The organism is Pseudomonas fluorescens (genome assembly GCF_001307275.1).
Lineage (GTDB): Bacteria > Pseudomonadota > Gammaproteobacteria > Pseudomonadales > Pseudomonadaceae > Aquipseudomonas > Aquipseudomonas fluorescens_AA.
Genome location: NZ_CP012831.1, coordinates 1,500,043 through 1,515,492, shown reverse-complemented (window position 1 = coordinate 1,515,492; position 15,450 = coordinate 1,500,043). Strand labels below are relative to the sequence as shown.

Annotated in this window: 15 protein-coding genes; 11 read left to right on the top strand and 4 right to left on the bottom strand. The window is 61.3% G+C overall.

Features of this window, described 5'->3' with window-relative positions; translation table 11 throughout:
* Positions 1-13 precede the first annotated feature (13 nt).
* The 5 genes from AO356_RS06875 to AO356_RS06855 all read left to right on the top strand — a co-directional run bounded on the left by AO356_RS06875 (position 14) and on the right by AO356_RS06855 (position 4,441).
* The gene (locus AO356_RS06875) at positions 14-1,051 is read left to right on the top strand and encodes an ABC transporter permease (RefSeq protein ID WP_060739130.1); all 1,038 of its coding nucleotides are present in this window, start codon (positions 14-16) and stop codon (positions 1,049-1,051) included.
* Positions 1,051-1,959 carry an ABC transporter permease gene (locus AO356_RS06870; RefSeq protein WP_060739129.1) on the top strand — a complete coding sequence of 303 codons (909 nt, stop codon included), beginning with the start codon at positions 1,051-1,053 and terminating at the stop codon, positions 1,957-1,959. Before AO356_RS06875 ends, AO356_RS06870 begins: the two co-directional genes overlap by 1 nt.
* A gap of 10 nt (positions 1,960-1,969) precedes the next feature.
* Positions 1,970-2,809 carry an ABC transporter ATP-binding protein gene (locus tag AO356_RS06865; RefSeq protein WP_060739128.1) on the top strand — a complete coding sequence of 280 codons (840 nt, stop codon included), beginning with the start codon at positions 1,970-1,972 and terminating at the stop codon, positions 2,807-2,809.
* A gap of 10 nt (positions 2,810-2,819) precedes the next feature.
* Entirely contained in the window at positions 2,820-3,587 is a 768-nt protein-coding gene (locus tag AO356_RS06860; protein ID WP_060739127.1) for an ABC transporter ATP-binding protein, read from the top strand.
* A 131-nt stretch (positions 3,588-3,718) separates the two neighbouring features.
* Positions 3,719-4,441 (top strand): oligogalacturonate-specific porin KdgM family protein, encoded by a 723-nt coding sequence (locus tag AO356_RS06855; protein WP_060739126.1) that lies wholly within the window; start codon positions 3,719-3,721, stop codon positions 4,439-4,441.
* 122 nt (positions 4,442-4,563) lie between these two features.
* Here AO356_RS06855 and AO356_RS06850 read toward each other — a convergent pair whose 3' ends face one another.
* Positions 4,564-5,307 (bottom strand): FadR/GntR family transcriptional regulator, encoded by a 744-nt coding sequence (locus AO356_RS06850; RefSeq protein ID WP_060739125.1) that lies wholly within the window; start codon positions 5,305-5,307, stop codon positions 4,564-4,566.
* A gap of 97 nt (positions 5,308-5,404) precedes the next feature.
* Between AO356_RS06850 and AO356_RS06845 the strand changes: the two genes are divergently transcribed.
* The gene (locus tag AO356_RS06845) at positions 5,405-6,118 is read left to right on the top strand and encodes a FadR/GntR family transcriptional regulator (RefSeq protein ID WP_060739124.1); all 714 of its coding nucleotides are present in this window, start codon (positions 5,405-5,407) and stop codon (positions 6,116-6,118) included.
* 200 nt (positions 6,119-6,318) lie between these two features.
* On the opposite strand, the gene AO356_RS06840 is transcribed toward AO356_RS06845, so the two are convergent.
* On the bottom strand, positions 6,319-7,368 hold the full coding sequence (locus AO356_RS06840; protein ID WP_060739123.1) for a hypothetical protein: 1,050 nt from the start codon (positions 7,366-7,368) through the stop codon (positions 6,319-6,321).
* A gap of 182 nt (positions 7,369-7,550) precedes the next feature.
* Positions 7,551-7,967 carry a VOC family protein gene (locus tag AO356_RS06835; RefSeq protein WP_060739122.1) on the bottom strand — a complete coding sequence of 139 codons (417 nt, stop codon included), beginning with the start codon at positions 7,965-7,967 and terminating at the stop codon, positions 7,551-7,553.
* A 108-nt stretch (positions 7,968-8,075) separates the two neighbouring features.
* On the opposite strand from AO356_RS06835, the gene AO356_RS06830 reads away from it, so the two are divergent.
* The 3 genes from AO356_RS06830 to AO356_RS06820 all read left to right on the top strand — a co-directional run bounded on the left by AO356_RS06830 (position 8,076) and on the right by AO356_RS06820 (position 10,261).
* Entirely contained in the window at positions 8,076-8,729 is a 654-nt protein-coding gene (locus AO356_RS06830; protein WP_060739121.1) for an arylsulfatase, read from the top strand.
* A gap of 41 nt (positions 8,730-8,770) precedes the next feature.
* Positions 8,771-9,520 carry a hydroxypyruvate isomerase family protein gene (locus tag AO356_RS06825; RefSeq protein ID WP_060739120.1) on the top strand — a complete coding sequence of 250 codons (750 nt, stop codon included), beginning with the start codon at positions 8,771-8,773 and terminating at the stop codon, positions 9,518-9,520.
* Between the two features lie 195 nt (positions 9,521-9,715).
* Positions 9,716-10,261, top strand: coding sequence for a DUF4256 domain-containing protein (locus tag AO356_RS06820; protein WP_060739119.1), 546 nt, complete (start codon positions 9,716-9,718; stop codon positions 10,259-10,261).
* A 92-nt stretch (positions 10,262-10,353) separates the two neighbouring features.
* Here AO356_RS06820 and AO356_RS06815 read toward each other — a convergent pair whose 3' ends face one another.
* Positions 10,354-11,862, bottom strand: coding sequence for a hypothetical protein (locus tag AO356_RS06815; RefSeq protein WP_060739118.1), 1,509 nt, complete (start codon positions 11,860-11,862; stop codon positions 10,354-10,356).
* 400 nt (positions 11,863-12,262) lie between these two features.
* Between AO356_RS06815 and AO356_RS06810 the strand changes: the two genes are divergently transcribed.
* Both AO356_RS06810 and AO356_RS06805 read left to right on the top strand, forming a co-directional pair.
* A complete protein-coding gene (locus tag AO356_RS06810; protein ID WP_060739117.1) occupies positions 12,263-13,063 on the top strand; it encodes a helix-turn-helix domain-containing protein in 801 nt (266 codons plus the stop codon).
* Positions 13,063-15,450, top strand: a complete 2,388-nt coding sequence (locus tag AO356_RS06805) for a hybrid sensor histidine kinase/response regulator (RefSeq protein ID WP_060739116.1) — start codon at positions 13,063-13,065, stop codon at positions 15,448-15,450. The genes AO356_RS06810 and AO356_RS06805 overlap by 1 nt, the downstream gene beginning before the upstream one ends.

Below are 15,450 nucleotides of genomic sequence, written 5' to 3'. Positions count from 1 at the left end.
GGCAGGAATGAACATGTCGACTGCATCCTTTTCAATCTGGACCACCCGGGCCGCTTCGGCGACCCGGCGCGGCGGCTCGGTGGCGGTGACGCTGCTGGGGTTGCTGCTGCTGACCTTTTTCATCGGGCGAGTGATGCCCCTGGATCCGGTGCTGGCCATCGTCGGCCCGGACGCCGACGCCTCGGCCTACGCCCAGGTGTACAAAGAACTGGGCCTGGACAAGCCGTTGTGGACCCAGTTCGCGATCTACCTCGGCGACTTGCTGCACGGTGACTTCGGCATGGCCTTGTTGACCGGCAACCCGGTCATCACCGACATCGCCCGGGTCTTCCCGGCGACGTTGGAACTGGCGACCCTGGCCATCCTGTTCGGCGTGGTGGCGGGCTTGCCGCTGGGTGTCTACGCGGCGACGCATCAGGGCCGTGCTGGTGACCATGTCGCGCGGCTGATCACGCTGTTCGGTTACTCCACGCCGATTTTCTGGATCGGCATGATGGCCTTCCTGGTGTTCTACGCCTGGCTGGGATGGGCTGGCGGCGTCGGGCGCATCGGTCTGGCCTATGACGGGCTGATCCCGAAACACACCGGATTGTTGTTGATCGATACCGCCTGGTCCGGCGACTGGGAGGCCTTTCGCAGCGCCCTGCGGCACATCCTGTTGCCGGCGGTGATCCTCAGCTTCAACTCGGTCGCCTACATCAGCCGCATGACTCGCAGCTTCATGCTCGAGCAACTGTCCCAGGAATACATCATCACGGCGCGGGTCAAGGGATTGTCCCAACGGCGGATCGTCTGGGGTCATGCCTTCGGCAACATTCGCGTGCAGTTGTTGACCATCGTCGCCCTGGCTTATGGCGGCCTGCTGGAAGGTGCGGTGCTGATCGAAACCGTGTTCGCCTGGCCGGGCTTCGGCCAGTACCTGACCAGCAGTTTGCTGCTCGGCGACATGAACGCGGTGATGGCCTGCGTGCTGCTGATCGGCCTCATCTTCGTGACGCTGAACCTGATCAGCGATGCGCTGTACAAGATCTTCGACCCGAGGACTCGCTAATGAACCTGCCCCTTGCTTCCAGCGCAGCCGGCAGCGCCACGTTGCCCGCTTCGAGTACGGCAGCGCTGGTCGCCAGCACCGTGCGCCTGCTGCGATTTTTGCTGCGCAACCCGATGACCTTCGCCGGCCTGATCGTCGTCGCGACCCTGATGCTGGTCGCGGTCTTCGCGCCCTGGATCGCCGGCCACGATCCGCTGTTGCAGAACCTCGCCGGGGCCTTGCAGGCACCCAGCGGCGTGCACTGGTTCGGCACCGACGAATACGGTCGCGATGTCTTCGCCCGACTGGTGTATGGCTCGCGCATCACCTTGTACATCGTCTTGCTCGTGACGGTGATCGTCGGCCCCATCGGCCTGTTGGTCGGTACGGTTTCCGGCTACTTCGGCGGTTGGGTCGACAGCCTGTTCATGCGCATCACCGACATCTTCATCTCGTTCCCCAGCCTGGTCCTGGCGCTGGCCTTCATCGCCGCTCTCGGCCCGGGATTGGAGCATGCGGTAATCGCCATCGCACTCACGGCCTGGCCGCCGATTGCCCGGCTCGCCCGCGCCGAAACACTGCCGCTGCGCAACGCGGACTTCGTCGTCGCGGTGCAGCTTCAGGGCGCGTCGAGCACCCGCATCATCCTGCGCCACATCATCCCGATGTGCCTGTCGTCGGTGATCATCCGCCTGACCATGAACATGGCGAGCATCATCCTCACCGCCGCTGCCCTGGGCTTTCTCGGCCTTGGCGCCCAGGCACCGCTGCCGGAGTGGGGCGCGATGATCTCCACCGGGCGGCGCTACATGCTCGAAAGCTGGTGGCTGGTGGCGGCGCCGGGTGCGGCGATCATGCTGGTCAGTCTGGCCTTCAATCTGTTGGGTGACGGCTTGCGCGACGTCCTCGACCCACGCAGCCAATCCTGAGGAACAGCCCATGACTGAGATAAAACTTGCCGTGCAGGACTTGTGTGTGGAGTTTCGCAATGCCGGCAAAACCTCGCTGGCGGTGCGTGATGTGTCGTTCACGTTGGGGCGAGAAAAGCTCGCCATCGTCGGCGAGTCCGGCTCGGGTAAATCCACCGTCGGCCGCAGCCTTTTACGCTTGCATCCACCGACGGCGCGGGTCACCGCCAAGACCTTGCGCTTCGCCGATATCGACCTGTTGGCCGCCAGCGAAAAGCAGATCCAGGCGATTCGTGGCGCACGCATGTCGATGATCATGCAAGACCCGAAATACTCGCTGAACCCGGTGGTGCGGGTTGGCGAACAGATCGCCGAGGCGTACCTGGCCCATCACAAGGTGCCCCATCGCGAAGCGCGCGAACGGGCCCTGGACATGCTCGCCAAGGTGCACATTCGCGATCCCCGGCGGGTCTACGACCTCTACCCCCACGAGGTCTCGGGCGGCATGGGCCAGCGGATCATGATCGCCATGATGGTGATCACCGATCCCCAGGTGATCATCGCCGACGAACCCACTTCGGCGTTGGACGTGTCGGTGCGCCGACAGGTGCTCAACGTGCTGGAAGAGTTGGTCAGCGAGCGTGACCTGGGGCTGATCTTCATCAGTCACGACCTGAACCTGGTGCGGAGTTTCTGTGACCGCGTGCTGGTGATGTACGCCGGCCGCGTGGTCGAGTCGATTGCCGCCGCCGACCTGGATCACGCCACCCATCCCTACACCCAAGGCCTGTTGGCCGCGTTGCCGAGCCTGGACCATCCGCGTGCCACGCTGCCAGTGCTGCAGCGCGACCCACTCTGGTTGAACGCTTGAGGAGCCTGTCATGAGCATGATTGAAATCGCCGGCCTGAACCTCAGTTTCGGCACCGGCGCGGCATTGAACGCGGTACTGCACGACGTCGATTTGAGCGTGGGCGAAGGCGAGGCATTCGGCCTGGTGGGGGAGTCCGGTTCGGGCAAGACCACCGTGCTGCGCTGCCTGGCCGGGCAGTACCAGCATTGGAGCGGACAACTGCGGGTCGCCGGCCAGGCCGTGACGCGCAACCTGCCGCTGAACCACTACCGCACGGTGCAGATGGTGTTCCAGGACCCGTATGCCTCGTTGCATCCGCGCTACACCATCGACGCCGCGTTGCAGGAACCGCTGCGCATCCATGGCATCGATGGGCGTGGGCAGAAGGTCAGCGAGATCCTGCGCAAGGTTGGCTTGAACGACAGCTTTCGCTTCCGCTATCCGCACCAGTTGTCCGGAGGGCAGCGCCAACGCGTGGCGATTGCCCGGGCGCTGATCCTGCGGCCCCGGGTGCTGTTGCTGGACGAGCCGACCTCGGCGCTGGATGTCTCGGTGCAGGCGGAAATCCTCAACCTGCTGGCCGACTTGCGTCGCCAGGAAGGGTTGACCTACCTGATGGTCACCCACGATCTGGCGGTGGTGGCGCATTTGTGTGATCGGCTGGCGGTGATGCAGCAGGGCCGGGTGGTGGAGACGCTCGACAGCCATCTGCTGGCGAGCGATGGCGCCACCCATGCGTACACCCGTTTGCTGGTGCAAGCCAGTCGGGACATACAGCGAATACCTATCGCTGTTTGAGCTGACTCGTTCGTTGCACGTGTTTTAACCCGCAGAAGACGTTGAACCGCAGGTTTCAATGCCGCGCACGCGCTCGCCTGTGATTTGGCGTTCAACCCAACTAATAACTCAACTAACAAGAATAAAAAAACATGAAAAAGACACTTGTCGCGCTGTCCCTCGCTTCCTTGTTCACTTCAGTCGTTGCCATGGCCGATACCGGCTATATCAACGTACGCCACCAATATGCGGAACAAACCCGCATGCACGCCGACCGCGCCAAGTTCGGCATGCGGTTGGACAACGGCGTGGGGCTGGAAGGGGAACTCAAATACAAGACCGCCGGTGATCGCGAAGACGTTGCCTTCGACAACACCGTCGGCAGCGGCCATGAATTCACCGTCAACTACCAGCACAAGCTCAATGATCGCTGGACGCTCACGCCTTCGTTCGCCATGGAAAGCGACGAAGAATCCACCACCTACAAGATGGGCATGCGCCTGGGCTACAAGCTCACCAAGGAGCTGAGCATCGCCGGACGCTACCGCTACGACTCCTCCAAGCTCGACCGTGACAAGGTCGACCATGACGTGCCGGACAACGGCCAGGACGACCAGAAGATCCATCGTTACGACGTGTACATCAACTACGCGAACCAGGGGCCGTGGGCGTATGAATATCAACTGACGTACTTCGATGCCAACTACATCCGTTATAACGGCGGCACCGACGACTATGAGCAGAATGCCGTGGTCAAGTACAAGTGGGACAAGCGCTGGGCGCCGTTCTTTGAAGTGGGTGATATCAAGGTCAACTCCGTCGACAGTGATCGTCAACTGCGTCTGCGGGTCGGTATTCAATACAACTTTTTCTAAGTTGTTGAAGCGCGGGATCAACCTGTGGGAGCGAGCTTGCTCGCGATAGCGGCGGATCAGTCAACATTGATGTGGCTGACACACCGCCATCGCGAGCAAGCTCGCTCCCACAGGGGCAGGGCTTACTCGTTGTAGAACGCCTGGCGCTGTTGCGTTTCACACAGGCGCATGCGGCTGTTGCTCAAATGCAGGTACATGGCCGCCCGCGCCGCATCGACATTGCCGCTGGCGATGGCGTCGAAGATCTGCTGGTGTTCGGCGTTGATCCCCTGCAGGTAAGCGCTGCGATCACTTTGCCCGGAGTAGGCGGAGTTCATGCGGGTACGGGGGATCAGCTTCGTGCCCAGGTGCTTCATGATATCGATCAGGTAGTAATTGCCGGCCGCCTTGGCGATTTTCAGATGGAACTGGAAATCGGCATTGATGGTGGTACCGGACTTTTCCGGCCCTTGCAGCAACGCCTCCAGCGCCTGGGCCAGTTCGGCCAGGGCTTCGGGGGTTGCGCGTTGCGCGGCCATGCCGGCGGCCTGGACTTCCAGGCTCAGGCGAAACTCCAACAGGTTGAGCACGTCCGACAACGTGGCAATCGTCGCCGGCCCCAAGGTGAAGCCCTCCGGCGCCGGCATGTCGAGGACAAAGGTGCCGACGCCATGGCGCGTCTCCACCAGCCCCGCCGCCTGCAAGCGCGACAGCGCTTCGCGCACCACTGAACGACTGACCCCCTCGGCCTCCATGATATGCACTTCGGTGGGAAGCTTTTCGCCACACTTGAGGGTGCCGTCGCGCATGCGCTGGGCAAAGCGGTCGACCAGTGTTTCGGCGAGGCGGCGTGGCTTGTTCAGTGGAGATAACGCTTGATCCGTCATCGGCTTGCTCTTGGGTGATCAGCGGGCATTATAGTGAGTTTTAGCGCAAGGTCGCGGCTATAATGCCGCGATCGTCTGGCTTTAATGGATAGGTGCAATGGACCGTGTCACACCCGATCGACGCCTGAGCATGACTCAACAACTGGTGGTCGACCTGACGCAGCAGATACTGGCCGGCGAACTGCCTGCGGGCAGCAAGTTACCCACCGAACAAGTCATCATCAAGGAACGCGGCGTCAGCCGGACGGTGGTCCGCGAAGCCATGTCGCGGCTCCAGGCCGAAGGGTTGGTGGAAACCCGTCACGGCATCGGTACCTTCGTGGTGGACACCGCCCGCCCGGGGGATTTCCAGGGCAGCAAACACGTCAAGGGCGGTGCCTACGATGCGCTCGCCGTGATCGAACTGCGCCTGAGCCTGGAAGTGGAAGCCGCCGGCATCGCCGCACAACGGGCCACACCGGAGCAGTTGCAGGCGATGCGTGAGGCGCTCGACGCGGCGAATGCTTTTGACTCAACGGCTGACGAAAGCGCCCGGGTCGATTTCGAATTTCATCTGCAGATCGCCCAGTGCACCGGCAACAGCTTTTTCATCGACGCCATGGCCCATGTGGGCAATACGTTGATCGCCGTGGTGCAACAGGCCGGACCGGCGGTGACGGATGAAAATCGGGCGTTGGTGGTGCGTGAGCGCGAGCAGATCTACGCGGCGTTGGCGCGGCATGATGCGCAAGCGGCGCGGGCGTCGATGCGGTTGCATTTGATCAATATGCAGCAGCGGGTTCGGGGTGTGGTGGAATTGACGGCGCAATAACCTCCACCGCAGAACATTGTGGGAGCGAGCTTGCTCGCGATAGCGGCGGATCAGTCAACATTGATGTGGCTGACACACCGCCATCGCGAGCAAGCTCGCTCCCACAGTTTTTGATCTCGGGTGTGTGCAAATGCTGTATCCACCACCGCCCCCCTGTGGGAGCGAACTTGCTCGCGATGACGGCGCTACAGCCATGGCTGCTAGTTGCGCTTCCAGCACTCCGCAAACCGTGCACAAACCCCGTAGCGCTCATCCATCTGCGCCATCCTTTCCAGGTGATGACCTACCGCTTCGACCGTCACCCCATTCCCGATCCGGAAGTACTCCACCATCATCGCGATGTCCAGATCGATCTCGGCTTTCTCCGGCTTGGCATTGGCGGTTTTGGGCAACGCCCATTGTTCCAACTGCTCATCCTTCACCTGCCGCAGGCGCGTCTGGTATTCATCCTTGAAGCGTTCCAGCGAGCGCGCCTTGTTCTGCGCCATGTCATCGCCAAATGTCTTCAGGTTTTCCCGGTACAGCGTCCAGTAGTCAGGCGGCAGGTCGAAGCCGAGCTTGGCCTTGCGTTCGCTGATCAACGTGTCGAGTTTCTCTGGCGAGTAACTCTCGACTTTTTCCTTGGCCGGATCGGTTTTCACAGTGACGACCAGGCTTTTATCGATGACCCGGTTCATCAGCTCCAGGCGATGGGGCGTGTCCGGGTAGGTCTTGGGAAACAGCGCGTTGCGACCGGCGCAGGCGGGAAAATCTTTTTTCAGGATCGAGATCGGTGTGCGCACGTCCTTGCCGTCGACCCGTTGCAGGCGTTGCAACTGAGTCAGGCAGAGGTTCTTCTCGGACTTGAAGGTCACCTCGTATTCGGCATTGGCCTCGGGGGTAAAGTTGAAGCCCTTGCCGCACACGGCATAACCGCTGTTCATGTTGGTGCGCAGGTAAATCTGCTCACCGGGCTTGAACTTGACCTCCAGATAGCCCTTGGCATCCTTGGGCGCCGGAACGCTCATCCCCACCCGCCGCGCGGTATCGCTCAGCAGCAGATTGTTGAGAATGCCCGTGGTTTGCCCGTCGCAATGGGCGGCATCGAAATAGTCCAGCGTGGCGTTGCTGGTATTGGCGACGAACCGCAACTTGGCAGCGTCCGGTTCGGTGGCGTCGGGGTAACTGCCGTTGACGCTGCAACCGCCGAGCAATACGAACAACGCGGACAATGCTGACAGCGGGACAAGACGGCGAGGCAGGGCGAGCATGAGGCATCCTTGAAGGATCGATAAAGTGGGTGAATGCTACTGATGTGCCACTATTGCGTCCACCGCCGACCTCCTGTGGGAGCGAGCTTGCTCGCGATGACGCCGGCACAGTCAACATCACCGATCCAGATAGACCGCTTTCGCGAGCAAGTCCGCACAGGGGATTGCTCGCCAGTTGAAGCTCAGGGTTCCAATGCCGGCCCCTTCAACTCGATCTGGTTGCCGTCCGGGTCGAAGCAGTAAATCGACCAGCCCTTGCCCTCCGCGCCATAGCGCATCTGCGCCTTCTCAACGGTCAGGCCTGCCGAAGCCAAATGCGCGAGAAGGGCGGGTTCATCAAACGGCTCGATCCGCAGGCACAGGTGATCGACATTGTGCCCCTGCTTTCCCGCTGCCGGCCCACCTTGGCGACCGAGAGGCCCGTCGACAGCAACCAGGTCAATCATCGAAACACCGGTGCCCAGATGAAGCATGCCTAGATCGTCCCGGCGTTTCTTCAGCTCGCAACCGAGCACCGATGTGTAGAAAGCGAGGCTGCGCTCGAGGTTCTTTACGCGCAGGACGATGTGGTCGATGCGTTGAATCGTGAAGTTCTTCATACGGGCCTCATGTGCTCAGTACCGCATTGTTTATTGCCACAGGAATTCCACACGCTATCGGGGCTTCTGATACCGTGCAAAAAACATGATCTGGAGAATGGCATAAGCATGAAGGCTCCACGAATTTTTATGATCCATGCAACCCCTTTGGCGATCGAGCCCATCACCGCTGCTTTTGCCCGGCATTGGCCGCAGGCACGGATCATCAATCTGCTTGAGGACTCGCTGCCCCAGGACCGGGTGGAAGAGGGCGAGTTGACCACGAGCATGAAAGCTCGCTTCCTTACGCTTTCCCAGTACGCCGTACAAAGCGCGGCGGATGCCATTCTGTTTACCTGCTCGGCGTTTGGCGATGCCATCGACCTGATTAAACCCGAGGTGGCCATTCCCGTGCTCAAGCCGAACGAAGCCATGATCGAGCAGGCACTGAGCCAGGCATCGCGCATTGCGGTGCTGGCAACGTTCGAACCCACCATTACCTCGATGATGCCCGAGTTCAAGCAAGCGGCAGAGCGCAGTGGTCGCGTGGTCGAAGTGGTGCCCTATTTCGTTCCGGGTGCATTGCAGGCGTTGAAAGACGGCAACCCGCAAGCCCACGATGCCGCCATCGTGGAAATGGCCGCCCGGGTCGAGGGCTGCGACCTGATATGTTTCGCCCAGTTTTCGATGACCAGCGCTGCCGGGCAAGCTCAGGCCCGCTCCGGTCTGCCAGTATTGACGACGCCCGACAGTGCGGTGCTGGCGCTGCACAAGTTGCTCTGAACGGATGATTTCGTTTCTTCCCAGGATGGATGATTGACCCAATGCCCAAGTTCAACGCTCACCTCGGTTTTCAATTCAATGAGGTGCCTTTTCTACAACGCATCGAAGCCGCCGCTGCTGCGGGTTTTCGCGCGGTGGAGTTCCCTTCGCCCTACGAATTCGATGCCAGTCTTCTGGCCGATCATCTGACTCAACACAACCTGCCGTTGATCCAGTTCGCCGCACCGGCTGGCGTGACCAAAGGCATCGCAGCCTTGCACGGCAAGGACGAGGAGTTTCGCAGCGGCTTGCTCCAGGCTGCTCGCTATGCGAAGGCGCTGGCGTGTTTGGATGTCCACATCATGTCGGGCGTTACGATTCAGGAAGACGCCGCGCTTATCTATGGGCGCAACCTGGAGTACGCCGTCAAATACCTTGAGGACCAGGGTTTGCGGCCGCTGATTGAAGTCATCTGTGTGCAGGAGATGCCGGACTATTACATGTCCGACTTCACCAAGGCGCAACAAGTGCTGGAGACTTTCCCGAGTGTCGGGCTGATCCTCGATCTTTACCACGCCCAACGGTTGACCGGGGATGCGGCGGATGTCCTGGCTCGCTTCTATGACCGAACCGTCCATGTGCAAATTGCCGACTGCCCGGGGCGTCATGAACCAGGGACGGGGAATATGGATTTTGCGGCTTTGTTCGCAGACTTGGAGCGGCGTGGCTACCAAGGGTGGATCGGCTGTGAGTACCGCCCCATCAGCTCTACCGTGGCAGGCCTTGATTGGATCAAGCAGTTCAACGCCTGACCCCCTGTGGGAGCGAGCTTGCTCGCGATAGCGGATTCACAGTCAACCAATCTGCTGGCTGTTACACCGCCATCGCGAGCAAGCTCGCTCCCACAAAAAACGATGACGTCTGTGGGAAATCTGCAGCACGTCTATCCTAGGTAGTCTTGAACCAGGCGCGGAATCGGCAACCGATCACCCACGGACTTCCACACCATGAAAAAACAAGAACAAGACAACCTCATCCAAACCCTGAAAACCCGCTTCGAACAAAACCTGAATCGTCACCCAGACATCCCTTGGGCCGGCGTCCAGAGCCGGCTTGAAAACAACCCCAACGCCCTGAAATCCCTCCAAGCCATGGAAGCCACCGGCGGCGAGCCAGACGTGATTGGCCAAGACAAAGAGACGGGCCTCGTCACCTTCTGCGATTGCGCCAAAGAAAGTCCGACCGGACGCCGGAGCCTTTGCTACGACCGCGCGGCGCTGGAAGCGCGCAAGGAGAACAAGCCCAAAGGCAGTGCCATCGAAATGGCCGAAAGGATGGGCATCGCCCTACTGACGGAAGACCAATACCGAGCCCTGCAAACCCTCGGTGAGTTCGACGCCAAGACGTCCAGCTGGCTGGCAACCCCTCCAGAGCTTCGCGCCCTCGGAGGAGCGATTTTCGGTGACTTTCGTTATGGCCGGGTGTTCGTTTACCACAATGGTGTGCAGTCGTATTACGCGGCGCGAGGGTTTCGCGGGTTGCTGCGGGTTTGAGCCCTCAACATCACCGCTAACCCCGTGGTGAGGGAGCAAGCTCCCTCGCCACGGTGATAGCGTACGGTCGAAGGAAATGCGGCAGAAGCCCCTCACCCAAAAACCAAAACCTCACCCCCCTTGGCCTCAACCATCTCGCTGAATTCCGGCAGCCGCGCCACAAACGCCGTCTCGAACGCCAGGTAGCGATCCTGCGCCGGTACATAACGAACATCTGGCTTGATCCGCGGGATGTCCTTGGTCGACAGCTTCACCACCTCGTTACTGTCCTGATTCCAGAACCACGCCAGCGTCTGCGACCCAAACGTATTGGCGCGATAACTCCACACCCACCAATTCCCATGCCCCCGGGCAACATGAAGCTGCCCATGAAAGGTGCGCAACGTAATGACCTGCTTGGGCTGGGTGACGAGCAAACGCGTGTCCTGGCGCAGTTCACTGCCGAAACCGTCCAACAGCGCCTTCGTCGTAGCGCCGGTCACGAAGTTGAAGCGCCACGCCAACAGCACCGTCTCCTGATAACCCGAATGCTCAAGGTTCTGCCGCGCGCCTTCGCTGAACAGCAGAACCTCGTCACCCCCCAGGTAAGCCGTTGACGCCCTGAGTTTATAGCCCTCGGCAGGCATTGCTCGGGCGACGATGGCTTGGTGCGGAGGGTCTTGATTCCAGACCCAGCACTTCGCCCCGTTGTGTTGCATGAACAGCAAACGGCGAGGGCCGATGGGCAGGATCGTCAGTTCATCCGCATACTCGAAAATCACCTCGCTGCTGTCCGCCGTGATCCGCCAGATCCGCGTCAAATGCTCGGGTTCGTAGATGCGTTGACGTTCGAATATCTCCCAGCCCACCACCACGCAGGGCTGTTCAAACTCCGGCCATTGCACCCCGGCAGGTCCGAACGCCGCGATCGCATCGCCTTGACGAGTTTCGTATTGGTAGCGGTCGTCCGCACTGTAATCGCCGCGTATGACCCGACGTTTCCACAGGCTGCGCCGGGCATCGGCATCGACGAGCTGAAGGTCCGCGCCGTCCACGCCATCGGCCCGGTGTTCGAGCATGTCCTGCTCGGCGGGCGGCCATTGGTTGTAATCGATCAGAAAGCACAACCACTGGTCTTCGTCCTGCTCGGTGATGGCGGCCCAACCGTTGCGGTAGTTGTATTCATGCACATAGGTGGCACCGGGATAGTCATGGACTTCCTGCAGCCACTTCACCTTGCTGCGCTTGGGTTTGGCCGGTTTTCGCTCGACGGCGGCAGGCTTGGGCGGCTCGATCAAACTCGCCGTGAACCTCGGCTCGCCGCGCTGGCCCTGCCAGTGCCGGGCGAAGGCCTCGCGCTGAGCGACCGGAACAATCACCGGCCGATAATCATCGCCACCGGCGTCCAGGTTCCACAAGTCATAACCCTGACCCGCCAACAGCGGCGCCAGCGCCTCGAAACAGACTTCGGGCATCTCGTTGGACAGCTCATCCAACAGCGCCTCGAACCCCGGGCCGGCAAACACACCGATGTCGGGATAGTAATGCTGCAACAGCCCGAGCAAGTCGCTGCCCGGTGTTTTCCAATCGATATGAACCAACGGATCGAATTGCGATTGCATCACGCCTGTCTTCCTTGTGGTTTCTCTGCGCGCCATCTTAGCCGCACACCGCCGACCTTGAGCAATCCAATAAACCCGTGGCGAGGGAGCTTGCTCCCGCTGGGCTGCGCAGTAGCCCCAAATCGATGGGCACAGTCCACTGTGGGAGCGAGCTTGCTCGCGATAGGGTCAGGTCAGGCACATCGATGGCGGCTGGTATACCGCTATCGCGAGCAAGCTCGCTCCCACAGGTATTCTCGGCACCTTCAAGTCTTCGCCAGAGCTGCCGCTATCGGTATAACGATTTTTACCGATCCATCGATTGGCTTTGCAATACCGTTGCTTTCCGGCAATTAATTGGCAAACGCACGATAAGAGAACGTAGCGAATGGACGACGGACGATACGAAAGGCGGACGGCTATGGAGGCAAGCGCGGCGGCGTGGTCCGAGCCGCATATCCTGCTGATCGACGACGTCCCGGAGGATATTCGCGCAACGCTCGTCCTGCTCAAGGCGCAACCCTGGCGCATTTCCCTGGCCAGCGATGCCCACCAGGGTTATCAGCGGGCCTTGGCCTTGCGCCCGGACCTGATTGTGCTGGACGTGCACATGCCGCACATGAACGGTTTCAGTCTGTGCAGGCTGTTGCGCGAGGCGCCGGCGACCCGGCACACGCCGATTCTGTTCCTGTCTTCGGCCAACAGCTCCATCGAACGTCTGGAAGGGCTGACCGTCGGCGGGGTGGATTACATCCCCAAATCCTGCGCGCCCGAGGAAGTGCTGGCGCGTATCAAGATCCACCTGCAATTGACTTGGCGCGCGCCGCCCACCGCTCAAGCCAGCCCGGCCGCCCCGGAGCCAGAGGGCGATGAGATCGTCCTGCGCGCCGCGATGCGATTGATCGAAGAACACCTCGATGACATGCCTTCCCTGGTCCAGCTGGCGCAGAAAGTCGGCACTCACGAGAAGCGCCTCTCGCGGATCTTTCGCGAGCACCTGGGGCTGACGGTGTTCGCCTACATTCGCGACGCCCGATTGCGGCGCGGCCAGGATTTGCTCTCCGAAAGCGCCATGAGCGTGCAGGACGTCGCCGAACTGGTGGGTTTTCGCAACGCCTGCAACTTCACCACGGCCTTCCGCCAGCGAATCGGCATGACGCCCAGCCAGTTTCGCCAGCAAGCCCTGGGCATCACCGAAACCGAGTCGGCCGGGCGTGCCTGATGCGCCTCCTACAGTTGTTATTGCTGGCGACAGCGTTGTTATCCACAGGCTTGCTGCACGCCACGCCTGTGGATATCTGCCGGGCGGACCATCTGGAGCTGATGCCCGCGATACAGATTTTCGAAGACACCCAAGCCAGCTTGAGCCTGGAAGACGTCGCCCGACTGCCCGAAACGCGTTTCAACGCCGCAACCCCTGGCTGGCCGACCCAAGGCTATAGCCGCTCCGCCTTCTGGTTGACAGTGCAGCTCACCAACTCAAGCGCTGTGTCGTGTTCGCGCCTGCTGGTGATCGGGGCGCCGCGCTTGGAAGACATCCGTGTGTACCAGTCGGGACATGACGCCCACGCCGGAGCCGCCTATCCCTTGGCCGAATGGCCCCAACCGGCGGCGCGTCAGCCGGCGTTCCCGGTCTCGCTGGCGGCGGGGGAGCGCGTCACGGTGTTCGTCCGCGTGACCAGCAACTTCCAAATGTTGCTGGAGCCGGAGCTGTGGTCCGAGCCGGCGCTGCTGCGCAGTCAGCAACAGACCTACTTGAGCGACGGACTCACCCTCGGCATTGTCCTGCTGGTCGTGCCATTCGGCTTCATCGTCGGCTGGATCCTGCGCTCCCGGTTGCTGAGCGTGAATGCGGGCGCGGTCCTGAGCTACATCCTGCTGACCTGCATCCTCAACGGCTACCTGATTTACTGGCCCACCGCGCTGGGCTGGACCCGGGAGTTGCTGACCTGCGCCAGCGCCCTCTCGTTCGTCCTGTTCCTCGCCTACTTCCGCGTGCTGTTACAGGTGTCCGTCCTGCCCAAAGTCATTGGCTGGAGCTATTGGCTGCCGCTGTCGGGGTGTGTGCTCGGCCGACTCTGGTGGCTAAAAGTCGATCCGGTCCAGGGCGCGCAGATCGTCCAGATATCCCTCCTGAGTTTCTACGGGGTGCTGCTCGTCACGCTGTTCATGGCCTGGCGCAGACGGCTGAGCTACAGCTGGCTGGCCTGGCTGGTGTCAGGGCTCTTGCTTGCACAATTGCTGATGCGGATGCTTTTCCCCCAGGAACAATTGCCCTGGCAGTCGCCCCAGAGCAAATACAGCTTATCGTCCACACTCCCGGGCGTGGCGTTGCTGGTGTGCACGTTGATCATGGAAGTGGCCCGCAGCCGCAACCGCGAAAAAAACGCCCTGGCCACCCTCGAACAACAACGCCAGGCCGAGCACGAACGCCTGGAAAGCACCGTGGCCCTGCGTACGTCGCAGTTGCGCGACTCCCTGGCGGCCCGCAGCGCGTTGATGGCGCGGATCAGCCACGACTTGCGCTCGCCGCTGGTGCGCATCATCGACTATGCGCGTCTGCTGCACGCCGGACCGAACCGCGACTATCAAGCCACGATCGAGCGCAACGCCCGCCAGCAACTGGAGCTGATCGACGAGATGCTCGAGTTTTCCCGTGGCGAGCTGGAGCAGATGCAACTGACCCTCGCGCCGGGCTACCTCTACGGCTTCCTCAAAGAGATCGCAGACGAAGCGGGCTTTCTCGCCGCACGCCAGGGCAACACCTTCGAAGCGGTGCTGGCGGATGACTTGCCGCCACTGGTGGAGGCCGACTTCAAACGCCTTCGCCAGGTGCTCATGAACCTTCTGGCGAACGCGGCGAAATTCACCCGCAACGGCCAGATCCGCTTCGAAGTGAGCGCAGGTCCAGGGGCCACCGCCGACACCGTGGAACTGCGCTTCAGCGTGACCGACACCGGCATCGGCATCGACCCGCAAGAGTTCGAACAACTGCTGCAACCGTTCCGCCGCGGTCGCAATGCCCAGCGCTACGAAGGCAGCGGGCTGGGCCTGTCCATCGTCACCCAACTGCTGGAACGCATGGACAGCCGCCTCGAACCCCAAGCCACCGGGCAGGGCAGCCACTTCAGCTTTCGCCTGCAATTGAATGGCGCCCAAGAACATGACCTGGAAAACGGTATCGTCGACAACAACGCCACGCCGTTCGACGGCCAGGGCAAACACGTTCTGCTGGTGGACGACGTCGAGCAGAACAGCGAATGGCTCTACGACTTGCTGGCCGGCTACGGGTTTGACGTGAGCATGGCGGCGAACGGCGAAGACGCCTTGGCCTGCCTGGCGCAGCAGCCAATCGACCTGCTGATCAGCGACCAGATGATGCCCGGCATGGACGGCTGGGAACTGCTGCGCCAAGTGCGCGAGCGTTGGCGCCATCTGCCGGTGATGCTCTATTCGGCGGTGCCGCCCCGCAGGCCGCAGGACTATCCAGAGGACCTGGCCTTCGACGCGGTCCTGCTCAAGCCTGCTGACAGCCGCGAATTGCTGGCGTGGGTGAAGGCTCTGGCCTGCCCGGACACCACGCGTCGCGCGTTGGTACGGGAGCACTAG